This is a genomic window from Allokutzneria oryzae, from assembly GCF_042429765.1.
Lineage (GTDB): Bacteria > Actinomycetota > Actinomycetes > Mycobacteriales > Pseudonocardiaceae > Allokutzneria > Allokutzneria oryzae.
Genome location: NZ_JBHLZU010000005.1, coordinates 45,384 through 62,795 on the forward strand (window position 1 = coordinate 45,384; position 17,412 = coordinate 62,795).

17 protein-coding genes and 1 pseudogene are annotated in these 17,412 nt (G+C 71.4%); 12 read left to right on the forward strand and 6 right to left on the reverse strand.

Translation table 11 applies throughout. The annotated features are described in order from the left end of the window. Window positions 1-24 precede the first annotated feature (24 nt). The 4 genes from ACFFQA_RS05555 to ACFFQA_RS05570 are packed head-to-tail and all read left to right on the forward strand — an operon-like array spanning window position 25 to window position 4,637. Window positions 25-927, forward strand: coding sequence for an SDR family oxidoreductase (locus tag ACFFQA_RS05555; protein WP_377850538.1), 903 nt, complete (start codon window positions 25-27; stop codon window positions 925-927). Further along, the gene (locus ACFFQA_RS05560) at window positions 924-2,369 is read left to right on the forward strand and encodes a trehalose-6-phosphate synthase (protein WP_377850539.1); all 1,446 of its coding nucleotides are present in this window, start codon (window positions 924-926) and stop codon (window positions 2,367-2,369) included. The genes ACFFQA_RS05555 and ACFFQA_RS05560 overlap by 4 nt, the downstream gene beginning before the upstream one ends. After that, a complete protein-coding gene (locus tag ACFFQA_RS05565; protein ID WP_377850540.1) occupies window positions 2,362-3,630 on the forward strand; it encodes an aspartate aminotransferase family protein in 1,269 nt (422 codons plus the stop codon). The genes ACFFQA_RS05560 and ACFFQA_RS05565 overlap by 8 nt, the downstream gene beginning before the upstream one ends. Further along, window positions 3,627-4,637, forward strand: coding sequence for an alcohol dehydrogenase catalytic domain-containing protein (locus ACFFQA_RS05570; RefSeq protein WP_377850541.1), 1,011 nt, complete (start codon window positions 3,627-3,629; stop codon window positions 4,635-4,637). The genes ACFFQA_RS05565 and ACFFQA_RS05570 overlap by 4 nt, the downstream gene beginning before the upstream one ends. A gap of 505 nt (window positions 4,638-5,142) precedes the next feature. Here ACFFQA_RS05570 and ACFFQA_RS05575 read toward each other — a convergent pair. Genes ACFFQA_RS05575 through ACFFQA_RS05590 form a run of 4 tightly spaced genes read right to left on the reverse strand, consistent with a single transcriptional unit; the run spans window position 5,143 to window position 7,923 of the window. Continuing rightward, complete coding sequence (locus tag ACFFQA_RS05575) at window positions 5,143-5,835, reverse strand: HAD family hydrolase (RefSeq protein ID WP_377850542.1); 693 nt, start codon at window positions 5,833-5,835, stop codon at window positions 5,143-5,145. Between the two features lie 50 nt (window positions 5,836-5,885). Further along, window positions 5,886-6,260 carry a GntR family transcriptional regulator gene (locus tag ACFFQA_RS05580; RefSeq protein ID WP_377850544.1) on the reverse strand — a complete coding sequence of 125 codons (375 nt, stop codon included), beginning with the start codon at window positions 6,258-6,260 and terminating at the stop codon, window positions 5,886-5,888. Then, window positions 6,257-7,087 (reverse strand): hypothetical protein, encoded by an 831-nt coding sequence (locus ACFFQA_RS05585; protein ID WP_377850546.1) that lies wholly within the window; start codon window positions 7,085-7,087, stop codon window positions 6,257-6,259. Before ACFFQA_RS05585 ends, ACFFQA_RS05580 begins: the two co-directional genes overlap by 4 nt. A 56-nt stretch (window positions 7,088-7,143) precedes the next feature. Continuing rightward, window positions 7,144-7,923 carry an SDR family oxidoreductase gene (locus tag ACFFQA_RS05590; RefSeq protein ID WP_377850547.1) on the reverse strand — a complete coding sequence of 260 codons (780 nt, stop codon included), beginning with the start codon at window positions 7,921-7,923 and terminating at the stop codon, window positions 7,144-7,146. Between the two features lie 192 nt (window positions 7,924-8,115). Here ACFFQA_RS05590 and ACFFQA_RS05595 point away from each other — a divergent pair, with 192 nt between their 5' ends. From ACFFQA_RS05595 to ACFFQA_RS05610, 4 genes and pseudogenes are all read left to right on the forward strand, one after another. Next, window positions 8,116-9,741, forward strand: coding sequence for an ABC-F family ATP-binding cassette domain-containing protein (locus ACFFQA_RS05595; protein ID WP_377850548.1), 1,626 nt, complete (start codon window positions 8,116-8,118; stop codon window positions 9,739-9,741). 182 nt (window positions 9,742-9,923) lie between these two features. Beyond that, window positions 9,924-10,133 carry a helix-turn-helix domain-containing protein gene (locus tag ACFFQA_RS05600; RefSeq protein WP_377850549.1) on the forward strand — a complete coding sequence of 70 codons (210 nt, stop codon included), beginning with the start codon at window positions 9,924-9,926 and terminating at the stop codon, window positions 10,131-10,133. Between the two features lie 52 nt (window positions 10,134-10,185). Beyond that, window positions 10,186-10,989, forward strand: a complete 804-nt coding sequence (locus tag ACFFQA_RS05605; protein ID WP_377850550.1) for an enoyl-CoA hydratase/isomerase family protein — start codon at window positions 10,186-10,188, stop codon at window positions 10,987-10,989. 87 nt (window positions 10,990-11,076) lie between these two features. Continuing rightward, window positions 11,077-12,936, forward strand: a pseudogene (locus ACFFQA_RS05610) (ABC transporter ATP-binding protein); the annotation flags it as partial. 299 nt (window positions 12,937-13,235) lie between these two features. On the opposite strand, the gene ACFFQA_RS05615 reads toward ACFFQA_RS05610, so the two are convergent. Beyond that, window positions 13,236-13,952, reverse strand: coding sequence for a sugar isomerase domain-containing protein (locus ACFFQA_RS05615; RefSeq protein ID WP_377850552.1), 717 nt, complete (start codon window positions 13,950-13,952; stop codon window positions 13,236-13,238). 171 nt (window positions 13,953-14,123) lie between these two features. Here ACFFQA_RS05615 and ACFFQA_RS05620 point away from each other — a divergent pair, with 171 nt between their 5' ends. From ACFFQA_RS05620 to ACFFQA_RS05630, 3 genes are read left to right on the forward strand one after another with little or no spacing between them, the layout of a single operon-like run. Then, on the forward strand, window positions 14,124-14,579 hold the full coding sequence (locus ACFFQA_RS05620; RefSeq protein ID WP_377850553.1) for a GNAT family N-acetyltransferase: 456 nt from the start codon (window positions 14,124-14,126) through the stop codon (window positions 14,577-14,579). Between the two features lie 25 nt (window positions 14,580-14,604). Continuing rightward, on the forward strand, window positions 14,605-15,360 hold the full coding sequence (locus ACFFQA_RS05625; protein WP_377850554.1) for a DeoR/GlpR family DNA-binding transcription regulator: 756 nt from the start codon (window positions 14,605-14,607) through the stop codon (window positions 15,358-15,360). Beyond that, window positions 15,353-16,540, forward strand: coding sequence for an MFS transporter (locus ACFFQA_RS05630; RefSeq protein ID WP_377850555.1), 1,188 nt, complete (start codon window positions 15,353-15,355; stop codon window positions 16,538-16,540). The genes ACFFQA_RS05625 and ACFFQA_RS05630 overlap by 8 nt, the downstream gene beginning before the upstream one ends. Here ACFFQA_RS05630 and ACFFQA_RS05635 read toward each other — a convergent pair. Next, window positions 16,515-17,060, reverse strand: coding sequence for a CGNR zinc finger domain-containing protein (locus tag ACFFQA_RS05635; RefSeq protein WP_377850556.1), 546 nt, complete (start codon window positions 17,058-17,060; stop codon window positions 16,515-16,517). The genes ACFFQA_RS05630 and ACFFQA_RS05635 overlap by 26 nt on opposite strands. Before the next feature lie 25 nt (window positions 17,061-17,085). On the opposite strand from ACFFQA_RS05635, the gene ACFFQA_RS05640 reads away from it, so the two are divergent. Further along, complete coding sequence (locus ACFFQA_RS05640) at window positions 17,086-17,310, forward strand: hypothetical protein (protein ID WP_377850557.1); 225 nt, start codon at window positions 17,086-17,088, stop codon at window positions 17,308-17,310. The last annotated feature ends 102 nt before the right edge of the window (window positions 17,311-17,412 follow it).

Below are 17,412 nucleotides of genomic sequence, written 5' to 3' on the forward strand. Positions count from 1 at the left end.
CGAATCCGCTAGGGAGGAAGTGTGATGGGCGAACGGGTTCTGGTGATCGGCGCCGGGTATCTGGCGGGTCACGTCGGTCAGCGGTTACAGGCACTGGGGCACCAGGCCGTGCTCAGCTCGCGGCGCAGGCCAGCGACGCCGGAGTCCCGAGGCCTCGGCTGGTTGCCGGTGGACGTCGCCGAGCCGGAGTCCCTCCGCGCCGCCGTCGCCGAGGCCGCCCCGGACGCGGTGGTCACCGTGCACGGCCCCTCCGACATCACCTGGTGCGAGGCCAACCCGGAGCAGGCCATGGCCGCGCACCAGGGCGGAGCCCGGCACCTCGCGGAGGCGCTCGGCGGCAGGCGGGCGCTGATGATCTCCACCGACAACGTCTTCCCCGGCCGCAAGGACAGCTGCGCGGAGTCCGAGCCGACCGAGCCCGCCAACGTCTACGGCCGGGTCAAGCTCGCCGCCGAGGACAGCCTGCTGGCCACCGGGAACGCCGTCGCGCTGCGGGTCAGCCTCGTCTACGGGTGGGACCGCGCGGGGCTGCGCCCGAACTTCTTCACCACCTGCGCGCAGAGGCTCGGCGCGGGGCAGCCGGTCGCGGTGCCCGGCGACCACTGGAACAGCCCGGTGCTGGTCGACGACGTGGCCGCGTGGACGGCCGCGCTGCTGCACTCCGAGCACACCGGTGTCGTGCACCTCGGCGGCCCGCGCAGGCTGACCAGGGTGGAGTGGGCAAGGCACATCGCCACCGGCTACGGCGTCGACCCCGACCTGGTCAGCGCGGCGCCGCAGCACAGCACCGCCTACGCGTGCCGACCCCGCAACGCGTGCCTGCACAGCGAGCGCGCTTCGGGGATCGCCGAACTGCGGGGACTCGAACCGGCCGACGTCTTCGAGGCCAGCAGCAAGCTCATCGCCACAGGGGAGGAAACCCAGTGACCGCTCGTCATCTGTTCCTGGCCAGCAAGCGCGCCGCTGTCACCTACGCGCCGGACCCGGAGACCGGCGAGCTGCGCCCGTGGCTCGCCCCCGGCGGCACCGGCAACGTGGTCGCGGAGCAGGCCGGGGTGCTCAACGTGTCCTGGATCGCCAGCGCGGACACCGACGACGACCGCAGGGCAGCGCAGGAGAACCCGGACGGGCTGATGCTGAGCCTGCACTCCGGCCGCGAGATCAACGTCCGGCTGATCCAGCACGACCGCACCACCTTCGACGTCGTGCAGAACTTCCTGACCGCGGAGCTGTTGTGGGCGGCCAACAACTACGGCTGGGATCGCTGGCGGACGCCGACCTTCGGCGCCGAGACCTACGAGGCGATGACGCGTTTCGGTGAGTTCACCGACGACTTCGCCGACGCCATGCTGAAGAGCTCCGCCGGTGTCGAGGACCCGGTCTACCTGGTGCACGACTACCAGCTCGTCGGAGTGCCCGCGAAGCTGCGCGCGCAGCGCCCCGACGCGCCGATCCTGCTGTTCGTGCACATCCCGTGGCCGTCGCCGGACTACTGGCGCATCCTGCCGAGGCAGATGCGCGTCGGCCTGCTCGAAGGCATGCTGCCCGCCACCACCATCGGTTTCTTCGCCGACCGCTGGACCCGCAACTTCCTCGACTGCGTCGCGGACCTGCTGCCGGAGGCGAGGGTCGACCGGGACAACGGCGTCGTGCACTGGAACGGCCGCCGCACCCGCGTGCGCACGATGCCGCTGGGCTACAGCCCGCTGACGCTGCACGGCCGCAACCCCCGCCTGCCGGAGGGCGTCGCGGAGTGGGCCGGCGACGGCAAGCTCGTCGTCCACAGTGGACGCACCGACCCGATGAAGAACGCCGAGCGCGCGGTGCGGGCGTTCGTGCTCGCGGTGCGCTCCGACGAGCGGCTGCGCGGCGTGAAGATGCTGGTGCGGATGAACCCCAACCGGCTCTACGTCGAGGCCAACGCGGAGTACGTGCGCCGGGTGGAGGCCGCGGTCGCCGAGGCCAACGCGGAACTGGGGCCGGACACCGTGCGCACCCACTGCGACAACGAGGTCGACCACAGCGTCGCCTGCTTCCAGCGCGCCGACCTGCTGATGTTCAACTCCACAGTGGACGGTCAGAACCTCAGCACCTTCGAGGCGCCGCTGGTCAACACCCGCAACGCCCCGGTGATCCTGTCGGAGATGTGCGGCGCCGCCGAGGTGCTCGCCCCGGTGTGCTCGACGGTCAACCCCTTCGACCTCGTTGAGCAGGCCCAGGCCATTGTGGACGGTCTGACCGCGCCGGAGGAGGAGCGGGCGGAGGCCGCGAAGCGGCGCCGCGAAGTGGCGGAGCCGTGGACCCTGGAAGCGTGGGTGCGCGCGCAGCTCGACGGGCTCGACGCCGACCACGGTGACCGCGATGAGTGAGGAAATCCTTACACCGCACCAGGTCGCGCAGTACGCGATCGGTGACGCGAAGCTCGTCCGAGGCGAGGGCGTTCGCTCGTGGGACAGCGACGGCCGCGAGTACCTTGACTGCGTGTCCGGCACGTTCAACCTCATCCTGGGGCACAACCACCCCGAGGTGATGGCGGCGGTGCGTGAGCAGACGGAGAGCCTGGTCTTCGCCAGCTCCTCGTTCCAGACCGAGCCGACGAACGTGGTCATGCGGGAGCTGGTCAAGATCAGCCCGGCCAACCTGACCAGGGTGAACCTGCGCAGCTCCGGCGGCTCCACCGCGAACGAGGGCGCGATCAAGATCGCCCAGCTGCTGACCGGCAAGCGCGACGTCATCGTGCCGTTCCGCGGCCAGGTCGGGCAGTCGATGGCGGCGACGAGCTTCAACGGCAGCAGCCGCATGCGCGCCCCGTTCCCGTACCAGTTCCCCGGCGTCACCCACGTGCCGGACGCGTACTGCTACCGCTGCTTCTACGCGCAGAAGCCGGACAGCTGCGCCAAGCTGTGCGTGGACCGGATCGAGGACTTCATCAACTACGCCAGCTCCGGCAGCGTGGCCTGCGTGCTCATCGAGCCGATCAGCGGCGTCGGCGGCAACATCGTCCCGCCGCCGGGCTACTTCGAGGACCTGAAGGCGTTCTGCGAGGAGCGCGACATCGTCCTGATCTTCGACGAGAACCAGACCTCCTTCGGCCGCACCGGTGAGATGTTCGCGGCCGACCACTTCGGCGTCCATCCGCACATGATGACCGTCTCAAAAGGACTGACCGGCAGCGGTCTCCCGCTCGCGGCGATCCTCACCGAGGAGCGGATGGCGAACTTCGACCGTTCGCTGCACGGCTTCACCTACGGCGGCCACACGCTCTCCTCCGCCGCCGCGGTCAAGACCCTGGAGATCGTGCAGCGGCCCGGGTTCCTGGAGAACGTGCGCGCGAGCGGCAAGGTCCTCAAGGACCGCCTGCTGGCCCTGCAGGAGGACAACCCCGTGATCGGCGACGTGCGCGGGGTCGGGCTGATGCTCGGCGTGGAGCTGGTCGAGCCGGACGGGAGCAAGGCGGTGAAGAAGACCCACGCGTTCCAGCGCGCCCTCCACGAGCGCGGCGCGCTGACCCGGGTCTCCGAGCACGGCCTCGGCAACGTGATCGAGCTCCGGCCGCCGCTGGTCCTGACGCCGGAGGACGCGCACCTCATCGCGGACCGCTTCGGCGAGGCGCTGGACATGGTGTCGTGAGGGTGGAACTGGGGCCGGACGGCCCCCGGCTGCTGCACACGGAACCGTTGCGCCCCAACGGAGAGCACGCTGTGCGCGTCCGGGTCGAACTGGCGGGCCTGTGCCGCTCCGACCTCAAGGAGGTCGTGGGCAACCGGCACGGTGTCAGCCAGTTCGGCCACGAGCTGGTCGCCGTCGTGGAGGAGTCCTCCCTCGGCGACCTCCCGCCGGGCACCCGCGTCAGCCTCGACCCGAACGTGCCGCTGGAGCGCGGAACCGGCTTCGCCACGACGATGTGGGCGGCCGGCCCCGCCGACCGGCTCCGCGCGGCGTTCCCGGTGGTGCCAACCGACGTCGACGCACGCAGGCTGGTCTTCACCGAACCGCTGGCCTGCGCGCAGCACTGCCTCGGTGCCGCGGCCCGCCACATCGGTGAAGACCTCGCGGGACTCCGCATCGGCGTCCTGGGCGCTGGCACGGCGGGCGCGCTGATCGCGGGCCTGGCGCACGCGCTCGGCGCTGAGGTGACCCTCGGCAACCGCAGCCAGGACCGCTCGGAGTTCCTCCGCTCCCGCGCGGTCCTGGACGCCCCGGTCGGCCCGCTGGCGGAGATGCCGACGGACGGCTTTGACGTCGCGATCGTGGCGACGAGCTTCGTGCTGCCGGAGGTGCTGCGCGAAGCACTGCGCACGGTCGTCCCCGGTGGCCTGGTGCTGCTCTACGGCGGCACCGCGCCGGGCGACGCGCTCCCCGGCCTCGACTGCGACCTGGACACCGTGCGCCGAGGCGAGCTGCTGGTGACCACGGAGTGGGACGGCAAACCCGTCCGCGTCGGTGGCAGCTACGGAACGGTCCAGGACGACTTCGGCGCGGCGGTCCGGGCACTGGTCGAACTGGACCCGGCGACGCTGCCGGTGGAACGGATGATCACCGACGAGATCCCCCTCGAAGCCCTCCCCGACACCATCCGCACCCACCTCGCCGAGCGTCCACTCGGCAAGACCCTCATCCGCCCCGGCGTGCTCTGAGACCAGTCCACCAAGCCGCCCCTGCGGTGGTGGGGTTTCGCGTTTTGTAGGCATAACGCGACTTGGGAGCGCTTTCTTTCGCGTTATGCCTACAAAACGCGAGTTCTGGCTACGCCGACCCAGGGGCTACGCCGACCCAGGGGCCACGCCAGCCAATGAAAGGGCTACGCCAGCCCAGGGGCCACGCCAGCCCATGCGGGGCCACGCCGACCCAGGGGCTACGCCGACCCAGGGGCTACGCCGACCCAGGGGCCACGCCGACCCAGGGGCTACGCCGACCCAGGGGCCACGCCGACCCAGGGGCCACGCCGACCCAGGGGCCACGCCAGCCGATGAAAGGGCCACGCCGGCCGATGAGGAGCCGACGCCAGCCCATGCGGGGGCCGCGGCTGCCGATGAGGAGCTGACGCCAGCCGATGTGGTGCCGCGGCTGCGGGACGTCGCCAGCCCATGCGGGACCACGCCGACCCAGGAGCCACGCCGTGCGGGACGTCGCCGTGGGGAGTCAGGCGGCGAGGGAGAGGACGGCGTCCAGGCCCCGGGGGCGGTCGCGGTGGCGGTCGGTCGGCAGGACGTAGACCGCCAGCCCGACCCGGGCCGCCGCGCCGTCCTTCACCGGGTCGTCGCCGACGAAGAGCGTGCGGGAGGGGGAGACGCCCAGCTCCGCGCAGGCGATGCGGAACAGGTCCGGCTCCGGCTTGACCGTGTCGTGCTCACAGGACAGCACGAAGGAGTCGATCAGGTCCGTCACGCCCAGCTCGGCGAACGTCGGGCGGATGTCCCAGCCGATGTTGCTGACCACGCCCAGCTTCAGGCCCTCGGCGTGCAGGGTCTTCAGCACCGAGGCGGTGTCGGGGTAGGCGGGCCATGAGCCGGGGTCGGCGAGGCAGGCGTAGAGGGACTCACCGAGCACGCCCGGGTCCGCGTCGTCGCGGAAGCCGTTGGAGGACTCGGTCATCAGCCTGGTCCACACCTCGCGGTGCAGCTGGGCCGAGCGGTCGCAGCCCTCGCGCTCGGCGAGGCCGCGCGGGCCGTCCACCCGCTGTCTGGCTCTTCGGATCAGTGACGACGCCTCGTCGAAGCCGAGTAACACTCCGCGTTCGGCGGCCTGGAACTGCAAACCCGACGGCGTCATCACGTTCCCGTCGTCGAACAACGTCCCCGAGAAGTCGAACAGCACGGCATCGAACCGGGACACGCGGACACCCCCGTGTGGCTAGGCGAATCCCGTTCGAGGCTACCCACGCCTCAGTCCGCGCCCACCCGCCAAGCGGCCGTAACGGCGGACACGGCTGTCGCCCGGTCTACTCCGATCCGCTGAGCCGCCTCGGCGAACTCCCTGGCCAGTGCGGTCAGCTCGGCGGGGACGTACTCCTCGGTGATCTCCGCCACGACCGTGCCCCTGCGGCCGGCCGTGCGCAGCAGCCCGGCCGTCTCCAGCTCCCGGTAGGCCCGCGCCACGGTCCCCGCCGACACACCCAGATCACGGGCGAGCTGGCGGACGGTGGGCAGCCGGGTACCCACCGCCAGCATCGACGAGGTGATCAACGCGCGGAGCTGGTCGTGCACCTGGCGCCACGGCGGCTGGCCGCTGGCGGTGTCGACTTCGAGCAGCAGGTTCATGTCGGCTCCGGGGTGAGCGCCGGCCGGGCCTGCCTCGGCGGTGAGGCGAGCAGGCCCCACGCGGTCAGCGCCCCGGCGAAACCGATCGGCCCCAGCGAGAACAGGGTCCAGCCGATGACCGGGTTCTCGCCGAAGAACAGCATCGCGAACCCCAGGCCGGCCCAGGTGATCAGGAACATGAAGCCGGTGATGCCGATCTGGAAGCCCGCCATGGACCGCGCGCTGCGCACCCGCATCGCCGTGTCGGCGGGGGACTCCACCACCGGTCGGCGGGCGACCGCGATCCGGATCGTGCTCTCCGCGATCGCGCCGAGCCCGAGCAGGATGCCCAGTGCGATCCAGAAGTCCAGGTGCAGTTCGACGCTCTCGTGGAACGGCGACATGAACTTGATCGCGGGCAAGGAGGACACCGCGTACCCCAGCAGCGTCCAGTTCGCCCAGCGCGGCACGTAGTCGCGGCGTGAGCGGGGGGTGAGCGAGGCGCGGCGGGTGGGTCCGTCGGGTTTGCGCCCGACGAGCACCAGTTCGGAGGCGAACAGCGCGAGGGAGGCGGGCAGGATCACCCACAGCAGGTACGGGCCGACGCCGTCGACCTTGCTCCCCGTGGCCACGAACAGCGCCACGGTCACCGCCAACGCCGTCAGGATGAGCAGGCGGCGGCGCTTGAGGTACGCGTGGGCGAGCGCCCGGTCGTCCTCGGTCGCGTCAGTGACACCCCAGTTCGCCAGCAGCTTCCTCCCGCTCAGCGGTGTTCTCAGGATCAGAAGGGCGATCGGCGCGACGACCAGCACGGCCAGGAAGGAGGCGAAGCTCAGCATGGCGAACACTCCCGACTTTGTACCGAACGCTCGATACAATGTCGGGAGTGCGTGGACCTGTCAACTCATCCCAGGGTTCCGGTGGCCAGCAGGCCGCCGTCCACGCGCACGGTCTCGCCGCTGATCCACGCCGCCGCGTCCGAGGCCAGGAACGCCACCAGTCCCGCGACGTCCTCCGGCGCGCCGAGCCGCTTGAGCGGGTACGCGCTCGCGGCGTCCTCCTCGCGGCCGGTGTAGAGGTGCTCGGCGAACTTGGTCTTCACCACCGCCGGCGCCACCGCGTTGACCCGGACCTTCGGGCCGAGCTGCCAGGCCAGCTCCTCGGTCAGCCGGACCATCGCCGCCTTGCTCGCGCCGTAGGCCGCGATCACGCCGCTGGAGCGCAGCCCCGCGACCGAGGCGACGTTGACGACCGCGCCGCCGTGCTCGCTCATCCACGCCTTCCACGCCTGCTGCACGAAGCCGAGCGCGCCCACCACGTTGGTGTCGAAGATCTTGCGGACCGCGTTGAGGTCGGCGTCCATCAGGAAGCCGAACACCGGGTTGATGCCGGTGTTGTTGACCAGCACGTCCAGCGAGCCGAACCGCTCGACGGTCTTGCCGACGGCCTCGGCGCGGGCCTCGTCGGAGCCGGTGTTGGCGACCACCGCGAGCACCCTGTCCCCGCCACCGTCCACCGTGGCGGCGAGCTTCTGGGCGGCCGCGTTCAGCTCCTCGGCCTTGCGCGCGGTGATGGTGACCGAGGCGCCCCTGGACAGCAGCTCCTCGGCGATGGCGAACCCGATGCCCCTGCTGCCGCTGGTGATCAGCGCGGTGCGTCCGGCGAAGTCGTTCGGCGTGGTCATGACTCAGCACTCTAGGGGCGGTTACCCGCGAGTAGCCAGGGTTGTCGTCCTGGGTGGTGGGAAAAGCGGTCGCGGGGCTCGCGTAAACTCGGGTCCGTGGTCCTGATGGTCTAGCCGCGCGTGGACCCCGCCAATGGTGTTGGCGGGGAGATGACGCCTGCCATCCGCCACGCGATTATCTGGAGTTCTTCCTTGATCACTGTCACGGACCTGGAGCTGCGCGCCGGCTCCCGCATCCTGCTGTCCGACACCACGCTGCGCGTGCAGCCCGGCGACCGGATCGGCCTCGTCGGCCGCAACGGCGCGGGCAAGACCACCACGCTGCGCGTGCTCGCGGGCGAGGGCGAGCCGTACGCGGGCTCGGTGCTGCGCTCCGGTGAGCTCGGCTACCTGCCGCAGGACCCGCGCGAAGGCGACCTGTCGATGACGGCGAAGGACCGGGTGCTCTCCGCGCGCGGGCTGGACGAGATCCTGCGCGAGATGGAGAAGTTCCAGACCGCCATGGCCGAGCTGGTCGACGAGAAGGAACGCGACGCCGCCGTGCGCAAGTACGGCAGGCTTGAGGACCGCTTCGCCGCGCTGGGCGGCTACGCCGCCGAGAGCGAGGCGGCCCGCATCTGCGCCAACCTCGGCCTTGCCGACCGCGTCCTGGCCCAGCCGACCGGCACGCTCTCCGGTGGTCAGCGCCGCCGGGTGGAGCTGGCCCGCATCCTGTTCGCCGCCACCGAGGCGGGTTCCGGCAAGTCCGACACGATCCTGCTGCTGGACGAGCCGACCAACCACCTCGACGCGGACTCCATCACCTGGCTGCGCGGTTTCCTCAAGGGGCACAGCGGCGGCCTCGTGGTGATCAGCCACGACGTGGAGCTGCTCGCCGACGTGGTGAACAGGGTGTGGTTCCTCGACGCCAACCGCGCCGAGGTCGACATCTACAACATGGAGTGGAAGCGCTACCTCGACGCGCGCGCCGCCGACGAGAAGCGGCGCAAGCGCGAGCGGGCCAACGCGGAGAAGAAGGCGGGCGCGCTCAAGGCCCAGGCGGACAAGATGCGGGCGAAGGCCACCAAGGCGGTCGCCGCGCAGAACATGGCCCGCCGCGCCGACAAGCTGCTGGCGGGGCTGGAGAACGAGCGCGTGGCCGACAAGGTCGCCAAGATCCGCTTCCCGCAGCCCGCCGCGTGCGGCAAGACCCCGCTGACGGCCGAGGGCCTGTCCAAGTCCTACGGCTCGCTGGAGATCTTCGCGGGCGTGGACCTGGCGATCGACCGGGGCTCCCGCGTGGTGGTGCTCGGCCTCAACGGCGCGGGCAAGACCACGCTGCTGCGGCTGCTCGGCGGCTCCGAGACCGCCGACTCCGGTGACATCGTGCCCGGTCACGGGCTGCGCATCGGCTACTACGCGCAGGAGCACGAGACCCTGGACCACGACGCCTCGGTGTGGGAGAACATCCGGCACGCCGCGCCGGACGCGCCCGCCCAGCAGCTGCGCACGCTGCTCGGCGCGTTCCTGTTCACCGGCGAGCAGCTGGACCAGCCCGCGGGCACGCTCTCCGGCGGGGAGAAGACCCGGCTGGCGCTGGCCGGTCTGGTCTCCAGCGCGGCCAACGTGCTGCTGCTGGACGAGCCGACCAACAACCTCGACCCGGCCAGCCGCGAGCAGGTGCTCGACGCGCTGCGCAGCTACGAGGGCGCGGTCGTGCTGGTCACCCACGACCCGGGCGCGGTGGAGGCGCTGGAGCCCGAGCGGGTGATCCTGCTGCCCGACGGCACCGAGGACCACTGGTCCGCCGATTACCTTGAGCTGGTCCAGCTCGCCTGAGCAACCACCACTAGCGGCCTAGGTACCGCCTTTAGCGCGCTCCAATGATCCACAGGGCGTGACTCGCCGATCACGTGGCGATGATTTTTCATGATCGCCTGGCATTTGCGGCTTCCGTGTTCGATCATTGCGGCGACAGGGGCCATGATCGGCCTCACTGGTCAAACGGAAGGCGGGACAAGGTGGCTGACCTGAAGAAGGGCGCCCGGATCACGGGGCAGGCCCGGGACAAACTTGCCGCTGACCTCAAGAAGAAGTACGAGAAGGGGGCGAGCATCCGCTCCCTCGCCGAATCTACCGGTCGCTCGTACGGCTTCGTGCACCGGGTCCTCAGCGAATCGGGGGTGACTCTCCGCGGCCGTGGTGGCGCCACGCGGAGCAAGAAGAAGTAGGCCCGGCGCAAGGCAGCGCAACCTTCTCTCACTGTTACGGACAGGAGCCCGAGTGTCGATCGTCGACGCTGGCCTGCTCGACGCCGGGGGCGTCCAGCTCGCGCTGGACGGCCCTCTGGCAACCATCACCCTGCACCGTCCGGAGGTGCTCAACGCGCAGACGCCCGCCACGTGGGCGGCGCTGCGCGGGATCGGGGAGGCGCTCTCCCCGGAGGTCAGGGTGGTCGTGGTGCGCGGGTCCGGCCGGGCTTTCTCGGCCGGGCTCGACCGCAGCCTCTTCACCGCAGACGCCGGTGACGGGGGCCCGGGGCTCATGTCGATCGCGACCATGCCCGCCGAGCGGGCGGACGCGGCCATCGCCGAGTTCCAGCAGGCGTTCAGCTGGTTACGCGATCCCTCGCGGGTGACCGTCGCCGGGGTGCAGGGCCACGCGATCGGGGCGGGCTTCCAGCTCGCGCTCGCCTGTGACCTGCGGATCGCCGCGGCCGACGCGAAGTTCGCCATGGCGGAGACGGGACTCGGGCTGGTGCCCGACCTCGGTGGGACTCTGCCGCTGGTGCGCTGCGTCGGCTACGCCAGGGCGGTGGAGATCTGCCTGACGGGGCGTCGGGTCGGCGCGGAGGAGGCGGAGCGGATCGGTCTGGTCAACTCCGTCGTGCCACTCGACGAGCTCGACGGCGCGGTCGGCAACCTGGTCGCCGCGGTGCTCACCCCGCAGCCGGGCGCGGTGCGCGAGACCCTCGCGCTGCTGGACTCGGCGGCCGAGAACCCGGTTCCCGAACAGCAGCTCGCCGCGGAGCGGGCCGCGCAGATGCGCAGGCTCGCCGAGCTGAGCGCGTTGCTCGGCGGGGCCTGACCTTCCTCTCCGACCGAATTTCCCTCGGCAGGGAAGACATGTGGTCCTCCTGCTGTTGTGCTGGTCGCAACCAGGGGGAGGACCGCTGTGGACGGAACGTGGATGCTGATGCGCAGCGCCATGGAGAGCGCTGACGCACCGAACAAGATTCGCAAGGGCACGCTCAAGCGTGTCCTCTCCTTCGCCCGGCCGCACCGGCGCACGCTGATCGCCTTCCTCGCGGTCACGGTGGTCACCGCGGTCCTCGCGGTGGCCACACCGGTGCTCGCGGGCCGGGTGGTCAACGAGATCAGCGGTGGAGGGGACTCCGGCGTCGTCGTCGGCATCGCGCTGCTGATCGCGGCGTTGGCGCTGGTCGAGGCCGGGGTCGGGCTCCTGGAGCGGTGGCTGTCCTCGCGCATCGGCGAGGGGTTGATCTACGACCTGCGCCGGGCCGTCGTCGGCCACGTGCAGCGGATGCCGATCGCCTTCTTCTCGCGGACCCGCACCGGCGCCCTGGTCAGCCGCCTCAACAACGACGTGATCGGCGCGCAGCGGGCCTTCACCTCCACGTTGTCCGGCGTGGTCGCCAACGTCATCCAGCTCGCGCTGGCGCTCGCCGTGATGCTGACGCTGTCCTGGCAGGTCACCGTGATCGCGCTCGCGCTGCTGCCGGTCTTCGTGCTGCCCGCGCGGCGGATGGGCCGCAGGATGGCCGCGCTGCAACGGGAGGCGGCCGGGCACAACGCCACCATGACCACGCAGATGACCGAGCGGTTCTCCGCTCCGGGCGCGACCCTGGTCAAGCTCTTCGGGCGGCCCAAGGACGAGGCCGACGAGTTCGGCGCGCGGGCGGCTCGCGTGCGCGACATCGGCATCCGCACCGCCATGACCACGCGGGTTTTCATCACCGCGCTGACGCTGGTGTCGAGCCTGGCGCTGGCCCTGGTCTACGGCCTCGGTGGCTGGCTCGCGCTGGAGGGCCAGCTCGCCGCGGGCACCGTGGTGTCGCTGGCGCTGCTGCTGACCCGGCTCTACACGCCGCTGACCGCGCTGGCCAACGCGCGGGTGGACGTGATGAGCGCGCTGGTCTCCTTCGAGCGGGTCTTCGAGGTGCTTGACCTGCCGCCCGCGATCACCGAGAAGCCCGATCCCGCGGCGGTCCCGGACGGTCCGGTGTCGGTGGAGTTCGAGGACGTGCGCTTCGGCTACCCGTCGGCAGACAAGGTCTCCCTCGCCTCCCTCGAAGAGGTCAAGACCCTCGACACGCGGGGCGGCGAGGAGGTGCTGCACGGGCTGAGCTTCCGCGCGGAGGCCGGTCAGCTCGTCGCGCTCGTCGGCTCCTCCGGCGCGGGCAAGTCCACCATCGCCAGCCTGGTTCCCCGGCTCTACGACGTGAACTCCGGCGCGGTCCGGCTGTCCGATGTGGACGTTCGGGAGCTGTCGTTCGAGTCGATCAGGCAGACCGTGGGCGTGGTCACCCAGGACGGGCACCTCTTCCACGACACCATCGGCGCCAACCTGCGCTACGCGCGGCCGGAGGCCACTGACGAGGAGATCTGGGACGCGCTGCGCGGCGCCCGACTCGCCGACCTGGTGCGCTCCCTGCCGGATGGCCTGGAAACCGTTGTGGGAGAACGGGGTTACCGGCTCTCCGGCGGTGAGCGGCAGCGGTTGACCATCGCCAGGCTGCTGCTGGCGCGGCAGCGCGTGGTGATCCTCGACGAGGCCACAGCGCACCTGGACTCGGAGTCCGAGGCGGCCGTGCAGGAGGCGCTGGCCGAGGCGTTGTCCGGCCGGACCGCGCTGGTGATCGCGCACCGGCTGTCCACGATCCGCGCCGCCGACCAGATCCTGGTCGTGGAGGCGGGGGAGATCGTGGAGCGCGGCACGCACGACGAGCTGCTCGCCGCGAACGGCCGCTACGCCGAGCTGTACCGCACGCAGTTCCAGGACGCGCCTGCCTCCGGCGCGGCGGTTCCGGCGGCGCTGCCGCACTCGCTCGACGACTTCGGCGCGTTGTGGCGGCGCAGCCTCGTCGACGTCCAGCGGGTGCTCCCGACCCGGTTGCGGCTCGTGCTCGACGGGGGCAAGGGGACCGAGGCGCAGCTGCGCGACCTGGTGCGGCGCGAGGAGGAGTGCTGCCCGTTCTTCGCCTTCACGGTGACGCGGGACGGCGACCGGCTCGTGCTGGACACCGACGTGCCGGAGACCGCGGCCGTCATCCTCGACGAGATGGCGACCGCGGCCCTGGAGTCACGCGGGGATCAGGCCAGCCTGGGGACGCGCTTGCCGTAGTGCGCGAGCAGGTCCTTGTTGGCCTGGTCGCCGCCCTCGGTGTTGGCGCTGCGCCACAACGGCAGCTCGATGCCGTCGCGTTCGGCCCGCGTGTGCAGTCCGACGAGCAGCAGGTTCCACACGAACATCGTGGACAGCGAGGACAGCGGCGCGGTGACCGGCGCGGCGGCCGGGTGGGCGGCGTCGCCCGGCGGGACCAGGGTGTCCAGCACGATCGAGGACTCGGCGGCCAGCGTGGTGCCCGCCCGCTTGGGCGCCGCGGCGCTGGCGGGCCCGGAGGTCACGCCGATCACCGGCAGCCCTGCGGCGCGCCCGGCCTTGGCGAGCTCGACGGGGTAGGGGTTCACACCCGAGGTGGAGAAGACGATCAGCACGTCGTTCTCGTCGAGCGGGTCCTCTGCCAGCACCTCGGCGGCGAGGCCGCTCCGCCGCTCGGCATCGGTGCTGGACTTCGCGCCGTGCATGGGCAGCAGGTCGGGGTGGTAGAGCGGCCGCACGCAGGACAGCCCGCCCGCGCGGTAGAAGGTCTCGGCGACGGCCGCCAGCGAGTGGCCCGCGCCCGCGGTGACGATCAGCCCGTCCGAGGTGATCGCGCCCAGCAGCGCGTCGATCGCCCGTTCCACGGTGTCGGCGTTGTGCCGCTCCACCGCGCTGAGGTGCTCGTGCACCGTCCCGGCGTATCCCATCCCAACCTCCGCACTCTCCGACTCCCACGTGGTCTAAACCACTCCGCCACCCCCTGTCAACCCACCGCCATTCGCGGGCTTATGGACCGCTGAGCGCGCTCGAAAAGGTCCATAAGCCCGCGAATGGCGTCATTTGCGTGGGGTGTCAGGGGGTGGTTCTACGGTGCGGGGATGAGGGAGATGCGGATTCGGCCCGCGCGGCCGGTGGACGCCGAGGGGATCACCTCGTTGCTGCACGCCTCGTCGGCTTACCAGGGGCGGTATTCGTCCATTTTGGACGGTTATGAGTTCACCGAGGACCAGGTGCGGGACACGGTGTGCTTCCTCGCCGAGGATGCGGACGGGCGGCTGGCCGGGTACTACAGCCTGGTCCCCGACCCGGCCGAGCTCGACCTGCTGCTGGTCGCCGACGCCGAACAGGGGAGCGGGCTGGGGGCGCGGCTGGTCCGGCACATGCTGGAGCAGGCGAGGAACCTCGGGCTGGCCTCGGTGCGCGTGGTCTCGCACCCGCCCGCCGAGGGGTTCTACCTGCGCATGGGCGCCCGCCGGGTGGGCGTCGTGCCGCCGAGGCCGCCCAAGGTGGACTACGAGCGGCCCGAACTGGTCTGGGACCTGCTTGTCGAATGAACGACTGCCGTGTTCGTATGAACAGGTGGAGAGTGCGCAACGGTATGAACTGATCGCGGGTGCGCTGCGGGAACGGGAGCGGGTGGAGGTCGCCGAGCTCGCCGAGCTGACCGGCTGCTCGGAGATGACCATCCGCCGCGACCTGGACGTGCTGGAGCGCGACGGGCTGCTGCGTCGCGTCCGGGGTGGGGCGGTGAGCACGCTCAGCGGGGAGGAGGCGCCCTACGGTGTGCGGACCCGCCAGCGGGTTGACGCCAAGCAGCGGATCGGCAAGGCGGTCGGCGAGCTGCTCGACGACGGCGAGAGCGTGGTGATCGACGCGGGCACCACGACGCTGGAGGTCGCCCGTGCGGTCGCGGGCCGCAGGCTGACCGTGCTGCCGCTGTCGCTGCACATCGCCAACGCCGTCAGCGAGGTCCAGGGCACCAAGCTCGTGCTGCCCGGTGGTGAGGTGCGCCCGCGCGAGCTGACCTTCCACGGCCCGCTCACCCTCCATGCTTTCGACCGGATGCGCTTCGACACCGTGGTCCTCGGCATCTGCGGGGTCACCGCCGAGGACGGCGTGACCGCGTACGACCTCGCTGACGCCGAGACGAAGGCGGGCGCGATCCGCGCGTCCACCAGGGTGATCGCCGCGACCGACTCGGCCAAGCTCGGCCGGATCGCCTTCGGCCGGGTCTGCCCGGTCAGCGACCTCGACGTCCTGGTCACCGACCGGGACGCGCCATCCGACCAGCTAGACCGGTTCCGCGAAGCCGGTGTGGAGGTGCACCTTGCCTAGTCCCGACTCCGCGCTCGCCGTGCCCGGCCCGGTGCGCGCCGCGCGCCGCGCCACCTCGGTGGTCTTCGGCGTGCACGCGGGCCTGTTCGCAGCGTGGACGCCGCACATCCCGCTGGTCAAGGAGCGCCTCGGAGTGGGAGACGGCGTGCTGGGCGTGCTCTTGCTCGGCGCCCCGCTCGGCGCGCTGCTGGCGATCCTGCTCGCCGGTCCGATGATCGCCCGCTGGGGCAGCAGACCGATGATGATGGTCACCGCCGTCGGCTACGGCGGGGTGTCGTTCCTGCTCGGCCTCGCCGACTCCGGGGTCGCGCTGTTCCTCGCGCTGATGGTGTGGGGCGCGTTCCAGAGCGCGCTCGACGTGGCGATGAACGCCCAGGCCGTGCTCGTGGAGCGGCACTACGACCGACCGGTCATGTCCAGCTTCCACGGGTTCTGGAGCCTCGGTGGTTTCATCGGGGCCGGTGTGGGAGCGCTCGCAGTGGGCGCGAACATCGGTCTGACGGCGCAGATGCTGGTGCTGGGCGCCCTCTTGGTCGCTGTCGTGTTCGGGGCCGGCCGGGTGCTGCTGAGCGGTGACCACTCCGAGGTGAGCGACGATCAGCCCAAGGTCCGCACCCGCGACGTGTTGCGCGACGGCCGGTTGCTGGCGCTGGGAGCGCTCATGTTCGCCGCGCTGCTGTGCGAGGGCGCTGCGGCGGACTGGGCCGCGATCTACCTGCGCGACTGGCTGGACACGACGGCGTCCTTCGCCGGAGCGGGCTACTCGGTGTTCGCGGTCGCGATGTTCGCGGGCCGGGGGATGGGGGACCGGTGGGTCGCCAAGCACGGCCCGCGCCTGGTGGTCGGCGGCCTCTCGGCGCTGGCGGCCGTGGTCTTCGCCGTGGGTCTCGCGGTGGCGCAACCGTGGGCCGCGCTGCTCGGCTTCGCCGCGCTCGGCCTCGGCGTGGCGTGCGCGGTGCCGGTGGTGTTCTCCAGCGCGGCCGAGCTGCCCGGCAGGCATCCCGCGCAGTCCATCGCGGCGGTCTCGGCCATCGCCTGGCCCGGGTTCCTGCTCGGCCCGACGGTGATCGGCGGCCTCTCCGAGGCGGTCACGCTGCCGTTCGCGCTGCTCCTGCTTCCGTTGCTGTGCATGGCGATCGCGCTCGGCGCGCGGCTCATCCTCCGGAGCCGCCTCGGGTGAGGCCGGCACGGGCGCGGTGGTCGGCGACGTAGACCCGGTTGGCGCACTGCGTCGAGCAGAACCGCCTGCGGCCGTTGCGCGAGGTGTCGATGAACACCACCGTGCAGCCCGCGCGGTCGCAGCACCCCAGCCGCCCGCCACCGGACGCGCAGATCACGTGCGCCAGTCCGGTGGCGGTCCGCGCCTTCACCCGCTTCACCACGTCGTCGGTGTCCAGGGAGTAGTGCAGGTGCGGTGTCATCTCGCCCTCGTGCCGCGCGATGGTCGGCCGGATCGCCGCCTCGTCGAGCAGCTGGTTGACCGTGGAGATCCGCACGTCGAGGTCATCGGCCTCGAAGGCGACGCGCAGTTTCGCCGCCCACGCGAGGAGATCCGCGGTCTGCGCGGCGTCGACCACGGGCTGGCGGGTGTTGTAGGACTCCAGCAGCTCACCCATCTCCGGCGGGCTGATCGCCGGGTCGGCGTTGACCAGTCCGACGGCGAGCGAGGCCTTGTCGCTGCCGTAAGGGTTGATGTGCACTAACCCATGACAGCAGGCTGGGGGCATGCAGCGCAATGAGATTCCGGACGCGGTGGCCTGCCCGAACTGCGGATGGCCCGTCGGGGACGCGGGCCCGTCGACGATGTCCTCGCACCTCACCTCCGCCGGCGCGGTGCGATACGTGCGCTGTGTCTGCGGCCTGCGCCTGGTGCTGCTGGGCGGAGCGCTCGTCGGCACCGCCGGGTCGCCGGACGGGCCACTCGCGGTCGGTATGTCCACAAAGGACTGACCGGTCGCGCCACGACGCCCTCCGCCTCGTTTGCCGTTGGCACGGTGAGAAATCCCGGATTGGGCGCATGCCCTACACGTGCTGTGCCGACCGGGTGGCGGG

What these genes read in the sequence shown, in the direction of transcription:
- ACFFQA_RS05590 (WP_377850547.1), bottom strand. Translation starts at nt 7,923, where the DNA reads ATGACCACGCCGAACGACTTCGCCGGACGCACCGCGCTGATCACCAGC.
- ACFFQA_RS05640 (WP_377850557.1), top strand. Translation starts at nt 17,086, where the DNA reads ATGCAGCGCAATGAGATTCCGGACGCGGTGGCCTGCCCGAACTGCGGA.
- ACFFQA_RS05620 (WP_377850553.1), top strand. Translation starts at nt 14,124, where the DNA reads ATGAGGGAGATGCGGATTCGGCCCGCGCGGCCGGTGGACGCCGAGGGG.
- ACFFQA_RS05555 (WP_377850538.1), top strand. Translation starts at nt 25, where the DNA reads ATGGGCGAACGGGTTCTGGTGATCGGCGCCGGGTATCTGGCGGGTCAC.
- ACFFQA_RS05580 (WP_377850544.1), bottom strand. Translation starts at nt 6,260, where the DNA reads ATGAACCTGCTGCTCGAAGTCGACACCGCCAGCGGCCAGCCGCCGTGG.
- ACFFQA_RS05615 (WP_377850552.1), bottom strand. Translation starts at nt 13,952, where the DNA reads ATGGGATACGCCGGGACGGTGCACGAGCACCTCAGCGCGGTGGAGCGG.
- ACFFQA_RS05565 (WP_377850540.1), top strand. Translation starts at nt 2,362, where the DNA reads ATGAGTGAGGAAATCCTTACACCGCACCAGGTCGCGCAGTACGCGATC.